Origin of the sequence: Streptococcus intermedius SK54 = ATCC 27335 (assembly GCF_000413475.1) — a bacterium.
GTDB lineage: Bacteria > Bacillota > Bacilli > Lactobacillales > Streptococcaceae > Streptococcus > Streptococcus intermedius.
The window spans coordinates 74,085-92,299 of the sequence record NZ_ATFK01000006.1; the positions used below are offsets into that span (position 1 = coordinate 74,085).

At 34.4% G+C, this 18,215-nt stretch carries 16 protein-coding genes and 1 pseudogene; 11 read left to right on the top strand and 6 right to left on the bottom strand.

Annotation, left to right across the window (positions count from 1 at the left end; all coding sequences use genetic code 11):
- Positions 1-5 precede the first annotated feature (5 nt).
- Together HMPREF1654_RS08240 and HMPREF1654_RS08245 are read right to left on the bottom strand one after the other, a co-directional pair.
- Entirely contained in the window at positions 6-1,007 is a 1,002-nt protein-coding gene (locus HMPREF1654_RS08240) for a DUF4097 family beta strand repeat-containing protein (protein ID WP_003077401.1), read from the bottom strand.
- The gene (locus HMPREF1654_RS08245; protein ID WP_003075404.1) at positions 994-1,320 is read right to left on the bottom strand and encodes a PadR family transcriptional regulator; all 327 of its coding nucleotides are present in this window, start codon (positions 1,318-1,320) and stop codon (positions 994-996) included. The genes HMPREF1654_RS08240 and HMPREF1654_RS08245 overlap by 14 nt, the downstream gene beginning before the upstream one ends.
- Before the next feature lie 303 nt (positions 1,321-1,623).
- On the opposite strand from HMPREF1654_RS08245, the gene HMPREF1654_RS08250 reads away from it, so the two are divergent.
- Genes HMPREF1654_RS08250 through HMPREF1654_RS08275 form a run of 6 tightly spaced genes read left to right on the top strand, consistent with a single transcriptional unit; the run spans position 1,624 to position 6,615 of the window.
- A complete protein-coding gene (locus HMPREF1654_RS08250) occupies positions 1,624-1,755 on the top strand; it encodes a teichoic acid D-Ala incorporation-associated protein DltX (RefSeq protein WP_003026731.1) in 132 nt (43 codons plus the stop codon).
- A gap of 33 nt (positions 1,756-1,788) precedes the next feature.
- Positions 1,789-3,315 (top strand): D-alanine--poly(phosphoribitol) ligase subunit DltA, encoded by a 1,527-nt coding sequence (gene dltA / locus HMPREF1654_RS08255; RefSeq protein ID WP_408641159.1) that lies wholly within the window; start codon positions 1,789-1,791, stop codon positions 3,313-3,315.
- Entirely contained in the window at positions 3,312-4,556 is a 1,245-nt protein-coding gene (gene dltB, locus HMPREF1654_RS08260) for a D-alanyl-lipoteichoic acid biosynthesis protein DltB (RefSeq protein WP_003077328.1), read from the top strand. Before dltA ends, dltB begins: the two co-directional genes overlap by 4 nt.
- A 14-nt stretch (positions 4,557-4,570) precedes the next feature.
- Entirely contained in the window at positions 4,571-4,810 is a 240-nt protein-coding gene (gene dltC, locus HMPREF1654_RS08265; RefSeq protein WP_003075397.1) for a D-alanine--poly(phosphoribitol) ligase subunit DltC, read from the top strand.
- Entirely contained in the window at positions 4,803-6,071 is a 1,269-nt protein-coding gene (gene dltD, locus HMPREF1654_RS08270; RefSeq protein ID WP_003077188.1) for a D-alanyl-lipoteichoic acid biosynthesis protein DltD, read from the top strand. Before dltC ends, dltD begins: the two co-directional genes overlap by 8 nt.
- A 52-nt stretch (positions 6,072-6,123) precedes the next feature.
- A complete protein-coding gene (locus tag HMPREF1654_RS08275; protein ID WP_003077378.1) occupies positions 6,124-6,615 on the top strand; it encodes a GNAT family N-acetyltransferase in 492 nt (163 codons plus the stop codon).
- 240 nt (positions 6,616-6,855) lie between these two features.
- Here HMPREF1654_RS08275 and HMPREF1654_RS08280 read toward each other — a convergent pair whose 3' ends face one another.
- Positions 6,856-7,683, bottom strand: coding sequence for a Cof-type HAD-IIB family hydrolase (locus HMPREF1654_RS08280; RefSeq protein WP_003077361.1), 828 nt, complete (start codon positions 7,681-7,683; stop codon positions 6,856-6,858).
- An 18-nt stretch (positions 7,684-7,701) separates the two neighbouring features.
- Entirely contained in the window at positions 7,702-8,448 is a 747-nt protein-coding gene (locus tag HMPREF1654_RS08285; RefSeq protein WP_003077283.1) for a DeoR/GlpR family DNA-binding transcription regulator, read from the bottom strand.
- A 260-nt stretch (positions 8,449-8,708) separates the two neighbouring features.
- Here HMPREF1654_RS08285 and HMPREF1654_RS08290 point away from each other — a divergent pair, with 260 nt between their 5' ends.
- Positions 8,709-9,305, top strand: a complete 597-nt coding sequence (locus tag HMPREF1654_RS08290; protein ID WP_003077389.1) for a DNA-3-methyladenine glycosylase — start codon at positions 8,709-8,711, stop codon at positions 9,303-9,305.
- Positions 9,306-9,525: 220 nt separating this feature from the next.
- Here the strand turns inward: HMPREF1654_RS08290 and HMPREF1654_RS08295 are convergent, their stop codons facing one another.
- Together HMPREF1654_RS08295 and HMPREF1654_RS08300 are read right to left on the bottom strand one after the other, a co-directional pair.
- On the bottom strand, positions 9,526-10,695 hold the full coding sequence (locus tag HMPREF1654_RS08295) for a CynX/NimT family MFS transporter (protein WP_003077252.1): 1,170 nt from the start codon (positions 10,693-10,695) through the stop codon (positions 9,526-9,528).
- 89 nt (positions 10,696-10,784) lie between these two features.
- Positions 10,785-12,671 (bottom strand): heavy metal translocating P-type ATPase, encoded by a 1,887-nt coding sequence (locus tag HMPREF1654_RS08300; RefSeq protein ID WP_003077160.1) that lies wholly within the window; start codon positions 12,669-12,671, stop codon positions 10,785-10,787.
- Between the two features lie 268 nt (positions 12,672-12,939).
- Here HMPREF1654_RS08300 and HMPREF1654_RS10065 point away from each other — a divergent pair.
- From HMPREF1654_RS10065 to HMPREF1654_RS08315, 4 genes and pseudogenes are all read left to right on the top strand, one after another.
- Positions 12,940-13,062: pseudogene (locus HMPREF1654_RS10065) on the top strand (cation transporter); the annotation flags it as partial.
- Between the two features lie 289 nt (positions 13,063-13,351).
- The gene (locus HMPREF1654_RS08305; RefSeq protein WP_003077179.1) at positions 13,352-14,221 is read left to right on the top strand and encodes a helix-turn-helix domain-containing protein; all 870 of its coding nucleotides are present in this window, start codon (positions 13,352-13,354) and stop codon (positions 14,219-14,221) included.
- 522 nt (positions 14,222-14,743) lie between these two features.
- Positions 14,744-16,657 carry a class III lanthionine synthetase LanKC N-terminal domain-containing protein gene (locus HMPREF1654_RS08310; protein WP_003077258.1) on the top strand — a complete coding sequence of 638 codons (1,914 nt, stop codon included), beginning with the start codon at positions 14,744-14,746 and terminating at the stop codon, positions 16,655-16,657.
- Positions 16,657-17,898, top strand: coding sequence for an MFS transporter (locus HMPREF1654_RS08315; protein ID WP_016670422.1), 1,242 nt, complete (start codon positions 16,657-16,659; stop codon positions 17,896-17,898). Before HMPREF1654_RS08310 ends, HMPREF1654_RS08315 begins: the two co-directional genes overlap by 1 nt.
- Positions 17,899-18,215 lie beyond the last annotated feature (317 nt).

The window sequence follows — 18,215 nt, forward strand, 5'->3', positions numbered from 1 at the left end:
AACCTCTAATAAAGATTGATGTCTCCGCTGACAGCTTGGATAGCAAGAGAATCTGTAGAAGTTGATACTTTATGACGGATTGTGTTGCCAACAATTTGGTGGCTTGGCTGGAGCTGCTCAGAAATAGAAATATCTCCATGTACCGTTTCAATATCATAGCTAAAATCATGGTGCAACAAATGAAGCGTAACATCTCCGCTTGTTGTTTGAATAGAGGTTTTACCAGCAATTTCTAAAGAATGCGTGTCGAGATCACCTGATACAAGAGTAATTTTACAATCTGTTAATTTGGCATGTGCCAGATGGATATCGCCACTAGTAAGGGTCACATCGGTTTGTTGTAATTGACAATGCCGCATGGACAGATCACCACTTGCAAGTTCAATCGTTCCTTCTTGCGTTTGCAGTTGAGAGATATTGACGTCTCCCGAAGAAGATTGGCATGAGAAGGATTGGAGAAGAGTTCCACTTGGGATTTGAATGCAAACTGGATGATGATCCAGACCATTTTTCATAACGTTAATAATCCAACTCAGACCGCTAGCATATACTGCTCCTTTTTCTGTAATGTACCATTTCTTGTCACGAACAATCGAGCTTAACTGGTTGCTGCTCTTTCCGTTGTAGTATTTGATATGAAAGAAAGCATCAGGTGAAGGCTCAATTTGAATATCTTTAGTACTCACATCAATATGCAATTCAGAGACGGTTGAGTAATCTTCAAAGATATAAGTGTCGCTAGCATATTGTGAAGGATGAATATTCGGAGATGGTTGTTTTGCTGGACTATCAGAATTTATCTCTTCTGTCGAATGTGCTGAAAGCGAGCGAATAATCTCTTCTGCTGCGTCTCTAGGATCTCCTAACTCTTTAATAACTAATGCTTCATTTTCAGATCCAGCGTCTTCAAAGTATTCCGTAAAATAATCCATCGCTTCTTTATAGTCTGCCTCAGGTAATGTTTTTAAGGATTTCTCTAATGCGGCTAAATAATCAGTTCTTGTCATGACGAACGCTCCCTTCTATAATACCGTTGACTGTTGCTGTATACACTTTCCACTCCTCCTTAAGGGTACTTAATTGCTCCCGTCCATTTGGAGTAAGAGAGTAATACTTTCGTTTTCGACCTTGATATTCTTGAGAATAAGTTGTTAAGTAACGATTCTTTTCTAACTTTTTTAAAATAGGATATAAGGTTGATTCCTTGATATTGGCAATCAATTTAATCGTTTGGCTAATCTCATAGCCATAGGAATCTTCACTTTCCAAAATCGCTAGAATGAGAAATTCAATCAGGGTAGAAGATGTTGGAAAATACATGAGTCACCTCCTATGTATAATATTTTTATATATAATTTTTCTATACATAGTATAGTGCTTTTCATTTTCAAAGTCAAGAAAATATATAAAATTTTTATATATTTTTAAAATGTAAGTCTAAACCCATTTTCTTTTCTAGTTTTTTGAGACAGCACATCTGTGATTTCCCTAGGTTTGTTGTAAATAAACCTTAATTCTAGCTTAATTCATTAATTAAAGAATGTTTTGTATTGAAAAATTGCGCTAGAAAATGGTAAAATATACTAAGTCTATCTTAGAAGTAAGACAAAAGTGATGAATATAATGAAAAAACATAAAATAATTTTTAAATTTTTTGGGCAGACGCTACTTTATTTTGTGATATTTTTAGCCTTGCTTTATTTCTTTAATTATCTTGGCCAAGGTCAAGGTGGTTTTATCTACAATGAATTTTAGGAGCAGATTGTGACCAATTCAGTAATTAATGATATGATTGAAACGATTGAGTATTTTGCTCAGTCTCAACCAGATTTTCCAGTTTACAATGTCCTCGGAGAAGTTCATACTTATCATGATTTGAAAGTGGACTCAGATTCCCTTGCTGCAAAGATTGATAGCCTTGCGCTTCCTGAGAAATCACCAGTAGTAGTTTTTGGTGGGCAAGAATACGACATGTTGGCGACTTTTGTAGCCTTAACGAAGTCAGGTCATGCCTATATCCCGATTGATAGTCATTCCGCCCTTGAACGTGTGACAGCAATTGTGGAAGTGGCACAACCTAGTCTCATCATTGCGATCAATGAATTTCCACTGAAAGATAAATCGATACCAATTCTTGATTTAGCAACAGTTCAAGCAGCTTTTGCAGAAAAAAAGCCTTACCAGCTTACACATTCTGTTAAAGGGGATGATAATTACTATATCATCTTCACTTCAGGAACGACTGGAAGGCCAAAGGGTGTGCAAATCTCGCACGATAATTTGCTCAGTTTCACTAACTGGATGATTACAGATAAGGAATTTGCGACTCCAGAGCAGCCACAAATGCTGGCACAGCCACCGTATTCTTTTGATTTATCGGTTATGTATTGGGCGCCAACCTTAGCACTTGGAGGCACACTTTTTGCGGTTCCGTCTGCCATTACGCAAGATTTCAAGCAGTTATTTGAAACTATCTTGAATTTGCCGATTGCCATTTGGACATCAACACCGTCTTTTGCAGATATGGCGATGTTATCGGAAGATTTCAACGCTGAAAAAATGCCAAGCATTACGCATTTCTACTTTGACGGGGAAGAATTGACGGTTAAAACAGCACAAAAATTGCGTGACCGTTTCCCAAATGCGCGTATTATCAATGCTTACGGTCCGACAGAAGCAACGGTGGCTTTATCTGCCGTTGCCATAACAGATGATATGCTAGCAAACATGAAACGCTTGCCGATTGGTTATACTAAACTAGATTCACCAACCTTTATTATTGATGAAGATGGAAACAAGTTACCAAACGGTGAGCAAGGCGAAATTATCGTTTCTGGACCCGCTGTGTCAAAAGGCTATATGAACAATCCAGAAAAAACAGCTGAAGCATTCTTTGAATTTGAAAGGCTACCAGCCTATCATACAGGAGATGTTGGCACCATGACTGACGAAGGTTTACTTCTTTACGGTGGTCGCATGGATTTCCAAATTAAGTTTAATGGTTTCCGCATTGAGCTGGAAGATGTCTCACAAAATCTGAACAAATCCAAATATGTCGATTCGGCTGTGGCTGTACCGCGATATAACAAAGATCATAAAGTACAAAATCTTTTAGCCTATGTTATCTTGAAAGACGGAGTGAAAGAACAATTTGAGCGTGAGATCGACATCACAAAAGCTATCAAGGATGACTTACAAGATATTATGATGTCTTATATGATGCCTTCAAAATTCCTTTATCGTGAATCTTTACCACTAACACCGAATGGGAAGATTGATATTAAAGGTTTGATTAGTGAGGTTAACAATCGATGATGGATTTCATAAGACAGATTCCTCATTTGGAACCGTACGGGGATCCGCAGTATTTTGTTTATATCATTTTAGCCGTTTTGCCAATCTTTGTTGGTTTGTTCTTCAAAAAGAGATTTCCCGTTTATGAGGCCTTAGTTAGTTTAGCTTTCATCATTTTTATGTTAATTGGACCTAAATTAACGCAAATCTATGCTCTACTGTTTTATGTTCTTTGGCAAATGCTTTGGGTTTGGACTTATAAAATTTATCGAAAAACGGGAGATAGCAAATGGCTTTTCTATTTGCACATTGCTTTGTCTATCCTACCGCTTTTCTTTGTAAAGGTAACGCCAGCTATTTATGGTCATCAATCATTCTTGGGCTTTTTAGGAATTTCCTACTTAACTTTCCGTTCAGTAGGAATGATTATTGAACTTCGAGATGGAGTGCTAAAAGAATTTAGTTTGTGGGAATTTCTACGTTTCATGCTCTTTATGCCAACTTTTTCAAGTGGACCAATTGATCGCTTTAAGCGATTTAACGAAGACTATGAGACTATTCCAGAACGTGATGAATTGTTGGATATGCTAGAAACATCCGTTCAATATATCATGTTGGGTTTCCTATATAAGTTTATTTTAGCGCATATCTTTGGTTCCATGATTTTACCACCTTTGAAGCAGTATGCTCTTCAAATGGGGGGGATCTTCAACCTTCCAACCCTAGGAGTAATGTATGTATTTGGTCTAGATTTGTTTTTTGATTTTGCGGGCTATTCCATGTTTGCACTCGCAGTTTCTAACTTAATGGGAATCAAAAGTCCGATTAACTTTAACAAACCGTTTGTTTCGCGCGATTTGAAAGAATTTTGGAATCGTTGGCATATGAGTTTATCATTCTGGTTCCGTGATTTTGTTTTCATGCGTTTAGTTACAGTGCTCATACGAAATAAAGTTTTTAAAAATCGCAACACGACTTCAAGTGTTGCTTACATCATCAATATGCTGGTCATGGGTTTTTGGCATGGTGTTACTTGGTATTATATTACTTATGGACTTTTCCATGGCCTAGGTCTCGTTGTGAATGATGCTTGGCTACGGAAGAAGAAGACAATCAATAAAGAACGGAAAAAGAAGAATTTACCGCTATTGCCGGATAATAAATGGACGCAAGCAGTGGGAATCTTTATCACTTTTAACGTTGTAATGTTTTCATTCTTAATCTTCTCAGGATTTTTGAATGATTTATGGTTTAAAAAATAAAAAGGAGTTCTCTAATGGACGTAAAAGCAGAAGTATTAGAAATTATTGAAGATTTGTTTATGGAAGACGTATCTGACATGATGGATGAAGATTTGTTTGATGCAGGAGTTCTAGATAGCATGGGTACAGTTGAATTGATTGTTGAATTGGAAAATCATTTTGATATTCATGTTCCAGTCTCAGAATTTGGTCGTGACGATTGGAATACCGCTAATAAAATTGTCGAAGGTGTGATGGAGCTTCGCAATGCTTAAACGATTGTGGCTCATTTTAGGTCCAGTTTTTTGTGCCTTTTTGATGGTCGTGGCTTTACTGTTTTTCTATCCAACGAAGCAGCAACATGATTATCAATCTGAAAAGCGCTCAGCGGTTACTCTAACGGCAGGGAGTTTTAAGGGAAGAGCACAAAAGGTACGTGCTCTGACAGATAAAAAACATCGTTTTGTTCCTTATTTCGGTTCTAGTGAATGGTTGCGATTTGATAGTATGCATCCGGCTGTTTTGTCTGAAAAATACAAGCGGAATTATCGTCCATATTTTTTGGGACAACGTGGAGCAGCATCTCTCACACAATATTTTGGGATGCAACAAATGCTTCCCCAAATAGAAAATAAAACAGCTGTTTATGTGATTTCTCCTCAATGGTTTACAAAAAAAGGCTACAGCCCTGCAGCTTTTCAACAATATTTTAATAGTGATCAATTAACTAGTTTCTTGAACCAACAAGAAGGAGACATTGCTGCTCAATATGCTGCGAAGCGTCTCTTGCAACTATATCCGACAGTCGCTATGAAGGATAATGTAAAAAAAGTAGCTAATAATCAGAAACCTTCAAATTTCGATAAACAGTACATTCGCCTTATAAGCCGCTTAAATAAGCGCGAAGATGCTCTTTTTGGCTCCCTTTTTGCCGAACATAATGAGAATTATGAAAAATTAGTACAACCTCAGGTCAAGCGACTACCAGATAAATTCTCTTATCAGGATTTGGAAAAATTTGCAACAAAAGATGCTCAGAGAAATACCACTAATAATAACTTAGGAATTGCTAATAAGTTTTATAGACATCGCTTGCGGAAACACATAAAAAAATTGAAGGGAACGCAAGCAAAGTTTTCGTATATCAAATCTCCTGAGTATAATGATTTGCAACTTGTCTTGAATCAGTTTGCAAAGTCAAAAACGAATCCAATCTTTGTCATCCCCCCTGTCAATGCTAAGTGGATGGCTTACACAGGTTTGAGTCAGGAAAAATACCAACAAGCTGTGAAAAAAATTCGTTATCAATTAGAAAGCCAAGGTTTTACCAATATTGCAGACTTTTCAAATGATGGTGGAAAACCTTACTTTATGCAGGATACGATTCATATGGGATGGCTTGGATGGCTAGCCTTTGATAAGGCTGTGAATCCTTTTATTTCAAATCCAAAACCCGCTCCTACTTATCAAATTGATAATCGATTCTTTAGCCAAGAATGGGCGAATTATGATGGTGATGTCAAAGATTTTAAATAATGATTGTATCAAAGCTGAGAACCTCTCAGCTTTTTAGAATAGGGGAAGTGTTATGATACGACTTGCAAAAAGAGGAGATTTACCAGCGATTTTGTCAATTTTTTCTTATGCTAGAAAGTTTATGTCCCAGCAGGGCAATCCAACTCAGTGGGGCACGACTTATCCTAGCCGAAAATTAGTGATAGAGGATATTGAGCATGAAACATGCTATGTCTTTGAAAAAATGGGACAAATTGTTGGTGTCTTTACTTTAATAATCGGAGAGGATGAGACGTATCAATTTATTGAAAAGGGAGACTGGCACTTGAATCAACCTTATGGGACAATTCACCGCCTTGCTTCAAATGGTCAAGCAAAGGGTTTGGCCAAGCAATGTTTTGAGTTTTGCAGCCGAAAAGTCTCTTATTTGCGAATTGATACTCATAAGGATAATCGACCTATGCAGGCGGCTATTCGAAAATTTGGATTTCAAGAGTGTGGTGTGATTTATGTAGCAGATGGGAGTTCACGCTTTGCTTTTGATTATTATCATGTTGTAGGATAGACTGAAATTTAGCTATAAAAAGGTGTAAAGATAATAGGTTTAAAACTGGCAACTTGTAGAGTCTAATTATGCTGTTCGGCCCTCGCAACAGTTATCAGCTGCAGGGGTAATAAAAGCTTAGTAATTAGTTTGTTATTCTTACAGAGCCTTTATTGCTTACCTTAAACCATACTTTGAGCCAGTCATGAAAATTTGAAAGTCTGGGACGTTTGCTTCAGTTTTTTAACAACTTTAGTTACATTAAATAAAGATAAAATCTTCAATGGCTTTGGCAACACCGTGCTGATTATTGGTTTGAGTAATAGCGGTGGCTTGAACTTTCACAGGTTCAGGGGCGTTTCCCATAGCGACTCCAAAACCAGCTAACTTTATCATCGGAAGATCATTGAAATTGTCTCCGATTGCCATGACTTGAGGAAGCGGAACCTGATAGTGTTGAGCGATTTCTTGAAGGGCATTTTCTTTGGAGACATTCTTAGCAGTGACCTCTAAGTAATTATCTTTTGAAAGATAGAAAGCTGTATTAGGAAAATCAAGGGTTTGGAGATACCTGTAAAGTTGCTGAATCATTGTAGGTTCATCAATCAAGAGAAGTTTGTGAATTGGGACAAGTACATCTAAGACAGGAATGAGTAGATTTTGAATTGTGGGGACTTCTCCAGTGATGCCAGCTTCAATCTGGATCCACTTATCAAAACGGTCGGCTAGCCAGTTCTTTCCAGAATAGAGATTGATAGAAACTGTTGGAAATTCTTGCTTAATTAATTCAATGAAAGTCCGAATTTCTTTTTTATCCAAAGGGTGTTCAATGATAGTTTCATAATGTTGCGGATTACCTTTAATAACGAGAGCGCCATTGTAGCAAGCTAAAGGATTACCACCAAGTCCTAATTCGTGTGCAATTGGCTCCATGCCAAGCGGAGAGCGAGCAGATGCCAAGACAAAGGGGATATTTTTCTTCTTTAAAAGTGGGATTTGATCTTTCAGATTTTGGTCAACCTGATGTTGATCGTTTAAAATAGTTCCATCAATATCACTGACAATCAAATGAATCTTTTGTTTCTTCATAGTTGTACCTCTGTAAATTTAGTAGAGAATTTTTAAAGTGTTAGATAGGAGTGCCTTGATTTCTGTAGTTGGCTTTTGGTCTGTAATCCAATAGTCGAATGAACTGATATCGCTTAAAATATAATTGGAATTTTTTTGCCATTTCTCCTGCTCGGCTAGCAATACTTTCGTTTGGCTATGTTGCATGACTAGTTTTTTAATATAGGCATCTTCAGCATCCTCATAGCTAACTTGTCCATTTTTCAAACTTGCTGCTCCAAAGAAAGCAATGTCGAATTGAAGATGTTCTAATAATTCAGCTTCATTTAAGGAATAATAGAAGCGGTTTTTGGGATAGAATTTACCCCCCAACAGATGAAAATCAACTTGTTCATGCCCGCTGATCATGATAGCATTGTCCAAAGAATGTGAATAAATAGTGTTTTTTTGATTCATCAATTGAGCTAATTGCAAGATAATTGTTGAGACGTCAAAATAAAGCAGTTGTTCTTCCTCAATCAATTCGTACGCTTTTTGAGCAATTTTTCTTTTTTCCTTGGTAAATTTTTTGCTACGATCATTGAAGGAGAGGATTTGTTGTTTGTTTTCTAAAGGAAGGATTCCACCATGAGTCCGTTGTACGAGCTTGCGCTCACTTAAAATAGCAAAATCCCTGCGAATGGTATCTTTAGAAACGTGAAAATAGTCAACCATTTCCTTTGCAGAAAGCTGTCTTTTCTCTGCAAGTAATTCTAATATTTTATTTAATCGTTGTTCTTGATACATACTCTTCCTCCTATGATTTCATTTTAACATAGAGATTAAGTGTTTACAAGTTTTTTTAATGTTTTATAAGTTTTTTAACAGTGTGGTTCAACTGTAAAACCTTAAGGCAAATTTAAGTTAACTTTCTTATACTATAGATAATCCTAAAAACCTTTTCTCATACTAATCTCCTAAAGAAAAAAGCAATCGAATTGTACTGCCTTCAAAAGTTGGACAAATACGATTGCTTTTTTGTGTAAAATTCATGTTATAATAAGACCATGATTTCAAAAGAATTTCAAGAGCTGATGCGAGTAGATACAATTGCTACAGCAAAAGCCTTGCTTGGCATGCAACTTTGTTTGGATGGACAGTCCATAGGAAGAATTGTTGAAACGGAAGCTTATCTGGGTGCAAAAGATAGTGCTTGCCATAGTGCGCATGGTAAACGCAGTCCGAAAAATGAATCTATGTATTTATCAGCAGGGCATTGGTATGTCTATCAGATTTACGGTCATCAGATGCTGAATTTAGTGACGAGGGCTGAAAATATAGCAGAAGCCGTCTTGATTCGGGCCTTGGAATTACCAGATGGTACATTACTTGCTAATGGTCCGGGGAAATTAACCAAATTTGTAGGGATTAGTAAAGCTTTTGATGGTCAGAATTTACAAGAATCACGTTTGCAACTGGCAGCCGATGCACTTCCTTTGCAAATTAGTTCACGTCCACGAATTGGTGTTACTTGTGTAGATCATTGGCGAGAAGAGCCACTTTGCTTTTATGTAGCTGGCAATCGCCATGTGTCAAAAATTGCAAAAATAGGGTTATTACCAGATGAAGAAACATGGAAAAAGTCTATTGATGACGAATGTTGAAATGTTTGCAGAAGTTGTGGCGATGATGAATTTATTTTTTGATTTTCTGGAGTCATATGATTGATAAAAGGCATGACACTAAATAGTTTCTTTTTTGATGTTCGGATATTTGTAATAGGATAGTGATTTAGAAACAGACTTCGAATTGTTAAAGAAAAAAGAGAATGAAAACGAACGTGTGATTTCATAGAAATCTAGTTTCGAATTTCATTCTCGTTTTTTATAAAATTTTATCAGATTTTTCTACATAAAAGAGCGCAATAATCATAATGACTGTAAGAGCAAGCAAAATGATAATAGCTGGTATCCAAGAGCGGAAAAAATCTGCACTGTAACCAAAAAGAGCTGGACCAAAAGCGGCAAGGACATAGCCACCTGTTTGTGCTAATCCAGATAGCTGTGCAGTCTGATCAGGGCTGCTTGTTTTCATTGAAAAAGTAACCATAAGATAAGGGAAAAGTGCGCTTACTGCCGAACCAATAAGAATGTTGATAACGAGCCAGCATATAAAATTATTTGTTTGTAGCAGTAGCATGCTAATACCAATAAGACCGGATGTAGATATTAAACCAAGCATGATGAGACGATGGCGAGGAGAGAGCCGAGTTGTTAAGCTAGGAATGGTCATTGAAAATGGCAAACTAATCAGATTAAAAACAGAAGCTAAAAATCCAGCAGAAGCGTTTGAGATGCCAGCTTGTATGGCCATCGTCGGCAACCATGTTAGGCAAGTGTAAAAGAGTAGTGACTGCAAGCCGCCAAAAATGATAATGGCCCAAACTTTCTTACTTTTCAAAATAGAAGAGCTTGATTGCTCTTTGTTTTTACTCGCTAAGAAATGATTATAAAATGTATTGGGCAGCCAAATTAAAAGTGCTAGAAGACAGATAAATGTCAATACAAGGACTAGTCCTTTCCATGAACTGGCTTCTGTTATGGGCACGGCAATAGAGGAAGCAATAGCTGTTGACAATCCCATAGAGGTGACATACATCGTTGTTAATAGCCCGATCCGATGTGGCTGATTGGCTTGAATCACACTTGGTAATAAAACATTGAGTACTGCAATGGCAGCTCCAATGAGAAGGGTTCCTATATAAAGAAGTGGTAGGTTAAAAATCCGAATAAAGGATCCGACAGCAAGTAGCATTAGTACAAGAGTAAATAATTTTTCCAATCCAACTTTTTTCGCTAGACGTGCTGAAAATGAAGAGCAGAGAGCGAACATAATTAAGGGTAGGCTGGTCAAAAGACCAAGTGAGCTCACTGAAACATGAAGTCCACTAGCAATGTCCGTCAAGACAGTTGGAAGCGTTGTAAAAGGCGTTCGCAAAGCGACACCCACCATGATAATTCCTGGTAAAAAGAAAACAGAATGTTGTTTTTTCATAAATGCTCCTATAAGAGTTCTTAAAAGATTATATCATAGAAAGAATAAAAATTGTAAGCAAGACAACTATAAATTTTTAAAACAAGCTATTAGGCCGACTTTTTTGAAACTAATAATCTCAAACTATTCAGTAATACTAGCAGGGTGGAACTTTCGTGCAATGAGATACTAGCTATGATAGAGAGGTTTTTTGAAAATGTAAAGATAATTAAGAATACGACAACGGTCATGGAAAAAACGATGTTTTGAAAAATATTACGTTTTAATCGCTTTGACATTTGATAAGCAATAATAAGTTTTTTTAAATCATTTTTCATCAGGATAACATCAGCTGTTTCAATAGCAATATCTGTTCCTTCTCCCATTGCAATACCAATATCGGATGTGACTAGTGCCGGAGCGTCGTTGATCCCATCTCCAAGCATAGCAGTTATACCATTCTCTTTTTTTAGTTTTTGGATGATTGCGGCTTTTTGCTCTGGTAAAGTGTTTGCAATGACTTCATCAATACCCAACTCTTGTCCAATGGCTTGACCGGCCAAAAGCCCATCTCCTGTAAGCATGACTGTTTTTATACCTGCTGCTTTGAAATACTGAATTGCTGCTTTGGCGCCATGCTGTGGTTTGTCTTGAAAGGCAATGTATCCAACAACTTCTTCATTGATAGAAACAAACACGACTGTACAGCCTTGTTTTTCCTTTTCGTTTTTTACTGAAATCCATCTCTGTGCTACATTGACAAAGAGACTAGGTTTACCAATGCGAAATTCTTGTCCTTGATAATGACTTATTAGGCCTTCTCCCACCTTATTTTCAACTGTTAACGCAGGGAAATTATTCTGCCGTGTTTTAAAATAAGTTCCAATTGCAATCGCTAGAGGATGATTGGATTGATTTTCCATTGCTACAATAATGGTTTTTAATTTATCGTCAGTAAGCGTACTTTGCTCAAATTTATAACTAACAACGCTCGGTTTGCCTTCGGTGAGAGTTCCTGTTTTATCGAAGGCAACGACTTTTACATTGCTTAAATTTGATAAGAAAGCTCCGCCTTTGAAAAGGATTCCTTGCCGAGCAAGTTGTGAAATACTGGCTAAGGTTGCTGGAATGGCAGATACGGCGAAAGCACAGGGAGAAGCAGATACCATAAAGGTCAGTCCAATCTCAAGAGTGGTGAAGAAAGGTTGGTGAAATAAAAAGCTCTCTACAAGTAACAACATGCCAAAAATGAACAGTACAATATTTACATAAATTGGCTCAAATTGACGAATGCGACTGGCAGTTGGGGAGAGATTGTTTTGAGAATTTTTGACTAATTCTAGAATTTTTGCAAAAACAGTTTCCGAGCTATCTTTGGTAACTTGCATAATAAAAGTGCTAGCACCATTTATAGTTGCACCAAACACTTGATCGCCAACAGTTTTTTCGCACGGCATGGCTTCACCATTGATTGTTCCTTCATTGATGTTGGCTATTCCTTCTAAAATAATACCATCTGTTGGTACTTGTCCTCCATTTAGCACTTGGACATGGTCTCCTACAATTAATTCAGAAACTGGAACAACTGCTATGCCGCCGTCTGGATTGATTCGTCTGGCTTCTGTAGGATTTAGCTGTAAGAGTTGAGTAATCTCGTTTTGGCTGTGATTTTCTACATATTCCTCTAAAAAATGAGCTCCAGCAAAAATAAAGATGAGCAAAGCACCTTCACTTGCATTTTCTAATAAAACGGTACCAAGAGCTGCCAAAGCCATCAGGATATGTGTATTGGGTAAAAATTTCCCAGCTTTTTTTGTGTTTTGAATCGTCTCTTCAACACCTTCTAGTAGCACATGGTAACCTGAAACTAGCATGGCAAGGGTAGATAAAAGCTCTTGTGTCATTGTGTCAATAAGTGCTACGAAATTAATGATATAAATAAGAATGCCTATGAAGTATAAAATCATTGCTAATGAAATAGAATGTTTTATTTTCATGCGAATCCTCCCTCAGTGTAGTGTTAGCTTTAACCTTGTAATACTTGTACTATACTACTATACTATTAAGGGGAGGTCAAGTTGTTATGGGAATTTTTACAATTGCAATCAATTTCGCAATTAGCAGAGTTGTCAGTCATGGGTATACACATAATAAATCGATTCTTAGTCTGCAAAAGAAATTCAGATGGAGAGTATAATTGAAAATTATAGAAATAAGAGTTAGCTAAGCAATCAATTGTTAAAAATATGGGAAACTTCTGTAAAAGAAACTCAGCAGCTCATTCGCCAACATTTCAAAATGTATGGAATTACAAAAGTCACCATTCAGACAGACGAAAGTTTAGATGAGCACGAAGAATGCTGTATTGGTGGAGAAAATGAGGAATAAGGGAAATAAAAAATGGAACATTCCTCTGTCAAGGAGCTGTTGAAAAGTGTCAAATCTGTTATTAACAAGTTTGAAAAAGAAGACAGCTGAAACCATTATTTCTTGAACATCGAAAAAAATAGCTCAGGTTGTCATAGAGATAAGAAACTGCTAAAATATGAGTAGGAAGAATTTAACGAACAGAACCCTTTTGTCAAAGGTTTCTATAAACATATGGGATTTGAAGCGTATAAAAGAACAGAGTATAGAGAGCAGACATGTGAAATAGTGAGATTGAAGGAGTTCAATTATGGAAAATTTAGGACAAGCTTTTAAGGAATTAAGAGAAGCTAGGCATATTTCTTTAGCTGAGGCGACTGGCGAAGCATTTTCTCCCTCAATGCTTTCAAGATTTGAATCTGGAAAAAATGATATTTCTGCTTATAAGTTATTTGTGGCATTAGAAAATACACATATTGAGGTGAATGAGTACTTGTATTTAGCAAGAGGTTTTTCTAAAAGCCGGCTGGTTGAATTACAAGAAAAAATCCATCAATTAGAATTAGAGAACGATTATAAAGGTTTACAAAAGCTATATTACAAAGAGATTAGTGAAAATTATAAAACAGATTTAAAGAGTCATATGGTTAATGCGTTAGTTATAAAAGCTCATTTAAAAGGACTAGACGACACTACAAAGTTAACTGAAGATGAAGAAGAGTTTTTATATGATTATTTATTTGGCATTGAAATATGGGGTAAATATGAATTAACTTTGTTTTCAATTAGTTCCACTCTCTTGACGCCAGACTTATTTACTAGATATGCTAGAGAAATGCTTAGAAGGACAGATTTTTTAGGTTCAATGAATGATAATAGGGTTATTATACAAACAATGTTATTAAATGGCTTATTACTATGTATTGAAAAAGATGACTTTATTAATGCCAATTTTTTTGATAAACAAATTCAGTCTAACTTTTACAAAGAAAACGAAACATATTATAGGATAATCTATCTTTGGGCTAAAGGTTTATTAACTTATAAAAACGGAAAGAAACAAGAAGGGATAGAACAATGTAAACAAGCAACCACTATTCTCAAAAGTCTAGATTGCCATCAAGCTGCTAAATATTATGATAAAGCACTAGAAAAAATGATTCATCAGATAGAGAAATAAAAGTGTGACATTGAATATATTCAATGTCACACTTTTATAAAAATTAAATATACAAATTTTAATCACACTAAAGAGTGTCTTTTGGACAGTTTTAATAATTTTTTCTAGGGAAATAAAGCAGTTTATAAATTTTGAATATATTCAAGATTAATTTTGAAAAGTAAAAATGAAAGTATAATGGAACTATAGAAATTAGGAAGGAAAGTCGACCATGATAATTCATAATAATTTTTGTACATGACTAATACATAAAGTATTTTCTACACCTTAAATTTATTAGTAAGGAAGTAGCATATGACAAAATTTATCAATAATATCAATAAAAAAGAAATTGTACAATCTGACCAAAATATTAACATTACTATTGGATGCCCAATCATTTCATAAGGAAAAATGTTAACATCATTTTTGGATACTCATTGTTTAATACAATAGAGCTTTGTATAAGCTCTATTTTTTGAATTAGGAGAACATAAACATATGTCAAGTATTTTTAAATATAGAATAAGAGAGAGTTAGTTATTGCCAACATTTGGTTATAAAATCCATATCTCTGCAACGCCTTATAATTTTAATGAAATCCTCAATATTGTGATACCTTATCTTGAAAATAATAAGCTTTCTTACAAGTACATCTATGAAAAAGATGATATTTTGCAAAATTTTTCGATTAAAACAAGTATGTCGTCATCAGGAAAACTTATTACAATATATCCAAAAGACCAATTAAGTTTTCAAAAAATTCTTTCTGAATTGTATGACCGTATTCCAAAAACAACAGATGGGATATATGTAATGAGCGATCGTTCATACAGAGATTCTAATAATATTTTTTACCGATATGGCTTCTTTAAAGAGGATATAAATTATATTAAGGACGGTAAACTTACTTTGAATAGTCCAAACGGAGAAATATGGCAAGATTATCCTAAAAATTATTTTGATTTACCAAGTTGGATAGAGGATATACAAGAAAGTGACTTATCTGAAGAATCATATTTGTCCGAACATTATATCATAAATGAAGTTCTTAAAACATCAAGCGGCGGGAATGTCTACAAAGGAATTTCGAAAAGGAATAATTTGGAGATTGTAATGAAAGAGGCTAGACCAAATATACTTTTTTATGAAAATATCGAAAAACAACAGCTTCGTGAAAATGAATTTCAACTTTCAAGCAATATAAAAGCATATATTCCAAAGGCTATAGAAAGTGTGAATGAATGGATAAACCACTATTATATTTATGAATATATAGATGGAAAGACATTTTCAGATTATAGTAGTAACTATACTTTATATGGATACGAATTAAATAAGTGGGTAGAAAATACTAATAAATTTAAAAAATTGTTAGAAGCATTTTTTAAAACTTTAAAATTAATTTCCCATTTTCATAAAAATGATTTAATTTTAAATGATATTCATCCAGATAACTTTAAAATTGATAAAAATGGAAATATATATTTTGTAGATTTAGAGCATTCTTATAAATATGGTAAAAAACCAATTACAGGAATTTTTAGTAATATAAGTTTAAAGGAATGGAATTCTCTAGATGGGAAAGTTTCAGATTGTCATAAAGTGGGTAATATGATTTTATTCCTCGTTGGGAGATTACACATAAAAAGGCAGATAAAAGAAGAAGTTGAGATTTTAAAACAATTTCTATATTTTTATGGGATAGACTCTAATATAGATATTCTTATTAGATATTTATTTAGTAAAAATCCAGATATAAATACAGCAATGAAAATAATGTCAACTATTTATGCCAAATCAATTCAGGAACGAACAATATTAATTAATCCAACTATACATAATTGCAAGTATGATATTTTAAAATCTCCATATTTAAGCATTGAAGAATTAGTTTACAAGCATAATAAAAAATATGAAAAGTATATTCATAATCTAGATAATTTAGAAGTAATCAAACATTTTATAAATAATGAAAGTGATTTTGGTCTATACGGATTATCCGGAGTTTTGATACTTTTAGATAATTTATCAGTAGATAAAGACATTATTAACTATGGAATTGCTGAAATTCTATCTAAATCTCTTAAAACTAATTTTGGTCGGATGGTAAAGGTCTCTGATAAAACTGCGTCTCCATATTTAAAAAATGGATCAGCTGGCTTTATAAAAGCATTATGTAAAATTGATGCGCTAGAGTTTCGTCCTCTAATAGAAGAATTTGCTGAAGGGTTATTAGTTAATTTTGCTCAGCGTCCGACCTATTGGGATGGTATGTTGGGAATTGCTGATACTTTATTAGATGTGTACGAACTAACAAAGTGTAAAAAATATCTGGAATATTCGAATGTTTTAATCATTTCATCAAGCTTTTATTTGAATACAAGTAGAATAGAAAATTCAGAATTTTTAACCATTTATAATCGTATCCAATCAATTAAGGAAGGGAGAAGATGATGAAATTATTTTTGAAAAATCATCTATATGGTGTGTTAACATTATCACGCCTTCTAAATTCAATGGGTTCATATCTCTATAACATTGTATTCGTAGTTTATGCTGCTACCGTATTCCATTCGAAGTTAGTTGTGGGGATTGCAAATATAACAATGGTTATTCCTACAATATTTACGGTATTTGTAGGAATAAGAGCTGATAAAACTAGAAAAAAAGGAAACTGGCTAATTTATATAGGTATTATCCAAGCTGTGCTTTTTACGTTTGCATCATTAATTATTCATGAATCTACTTTACTTGTATTTTCATTAGTCTGTTTAATCAATGTAATTAGTGATACGTTGAGTGATTTTGCAAATGGCCTACGAATGCCAATTATCCAAAATAACGTTTCACAAGAGGATTTAGTTGAAGCTTATTCATTTACACAGTTTATTTCATACATTTGCAGTCTATCAGGACAAGCTATAGGTATATGGCTTTTAACTATATCGCATAATAACTTTGCATTCGTCGCCTTTATTAATGGAATTTCATTCTTCCTATCTTCTTTTGTTTTAATTACGATTAAAGATAAGATGACTTATAAAATTATTGATGAGGATAATAATCATGAAAAATTATCCCTGAAGAAACAAATTATAAAAATGTTTAATAATGTCAAAATGATATTTAACGATACCAACTCAGGAAATTTTATAAATTTATTAATTTCAATTCTTCTTCTAAACTCTTTAGGAGGGTCAATTACCGCCGTATACAATATTTTTTTACTAGAACACAATTTATTGAGTTTTACCTATAGCCAATCATTGCTTGTTGTTGAAGTAATTTTAGTGGGGGGAATATTGTTGGGAAGCCTAACACCAAATGATTATTTTTCTAGACTATCGATTGGGAAATTGGTAAGGATTAATTCCGTCATTTTTCTACTTGTAGCAATTTCAAATTTGTTCAGTCCTACCCCTTTAATTGGAATTTTAATACTTGCATTCGCGACGTATTTATCAGGAAAAGTCAATCCAAAAATTAATTCACTTTTATTAACAAATTTGCCATCTAATATTTTGGCTCAAACGAGTAATTTTCTCTCTTTATTGTTTACACTCTCTATTCCTTTAGGAGCTGCCATATTTAGTTTAACATCTTCTTGGAACACGAATATAACTTGGATTATATTTTTACTAATTGCTTTTTTAACGATTGTATTGTCTTCAGAGAATTTTTTCAAGAAGGAATAGATACCTATAACTCATATCCAACATTAATTTTTAGATAAATAAAAAGGTAGTTTTACTTACGTCTTCCGTTTTGAGAGTGCTAACAGAAATAAACTACACAAAGACCAATACTGTTAGTGCTATTATTGCTTTGCTAAGATGACTTAATCAGTTGAAATTCAGTTAATTTGCTAAAATAAAAAAGCCTTTGAAACATTGATTCCATAGGCTTTTCTTTATCTCAATTATTTAACCTCTGTAAGAGTTAAATAATTTCTATTTTAGCTGTTAGAAACGTTGGTACATCAATGTTTTTAGAATGCTACATAATAAAAGGT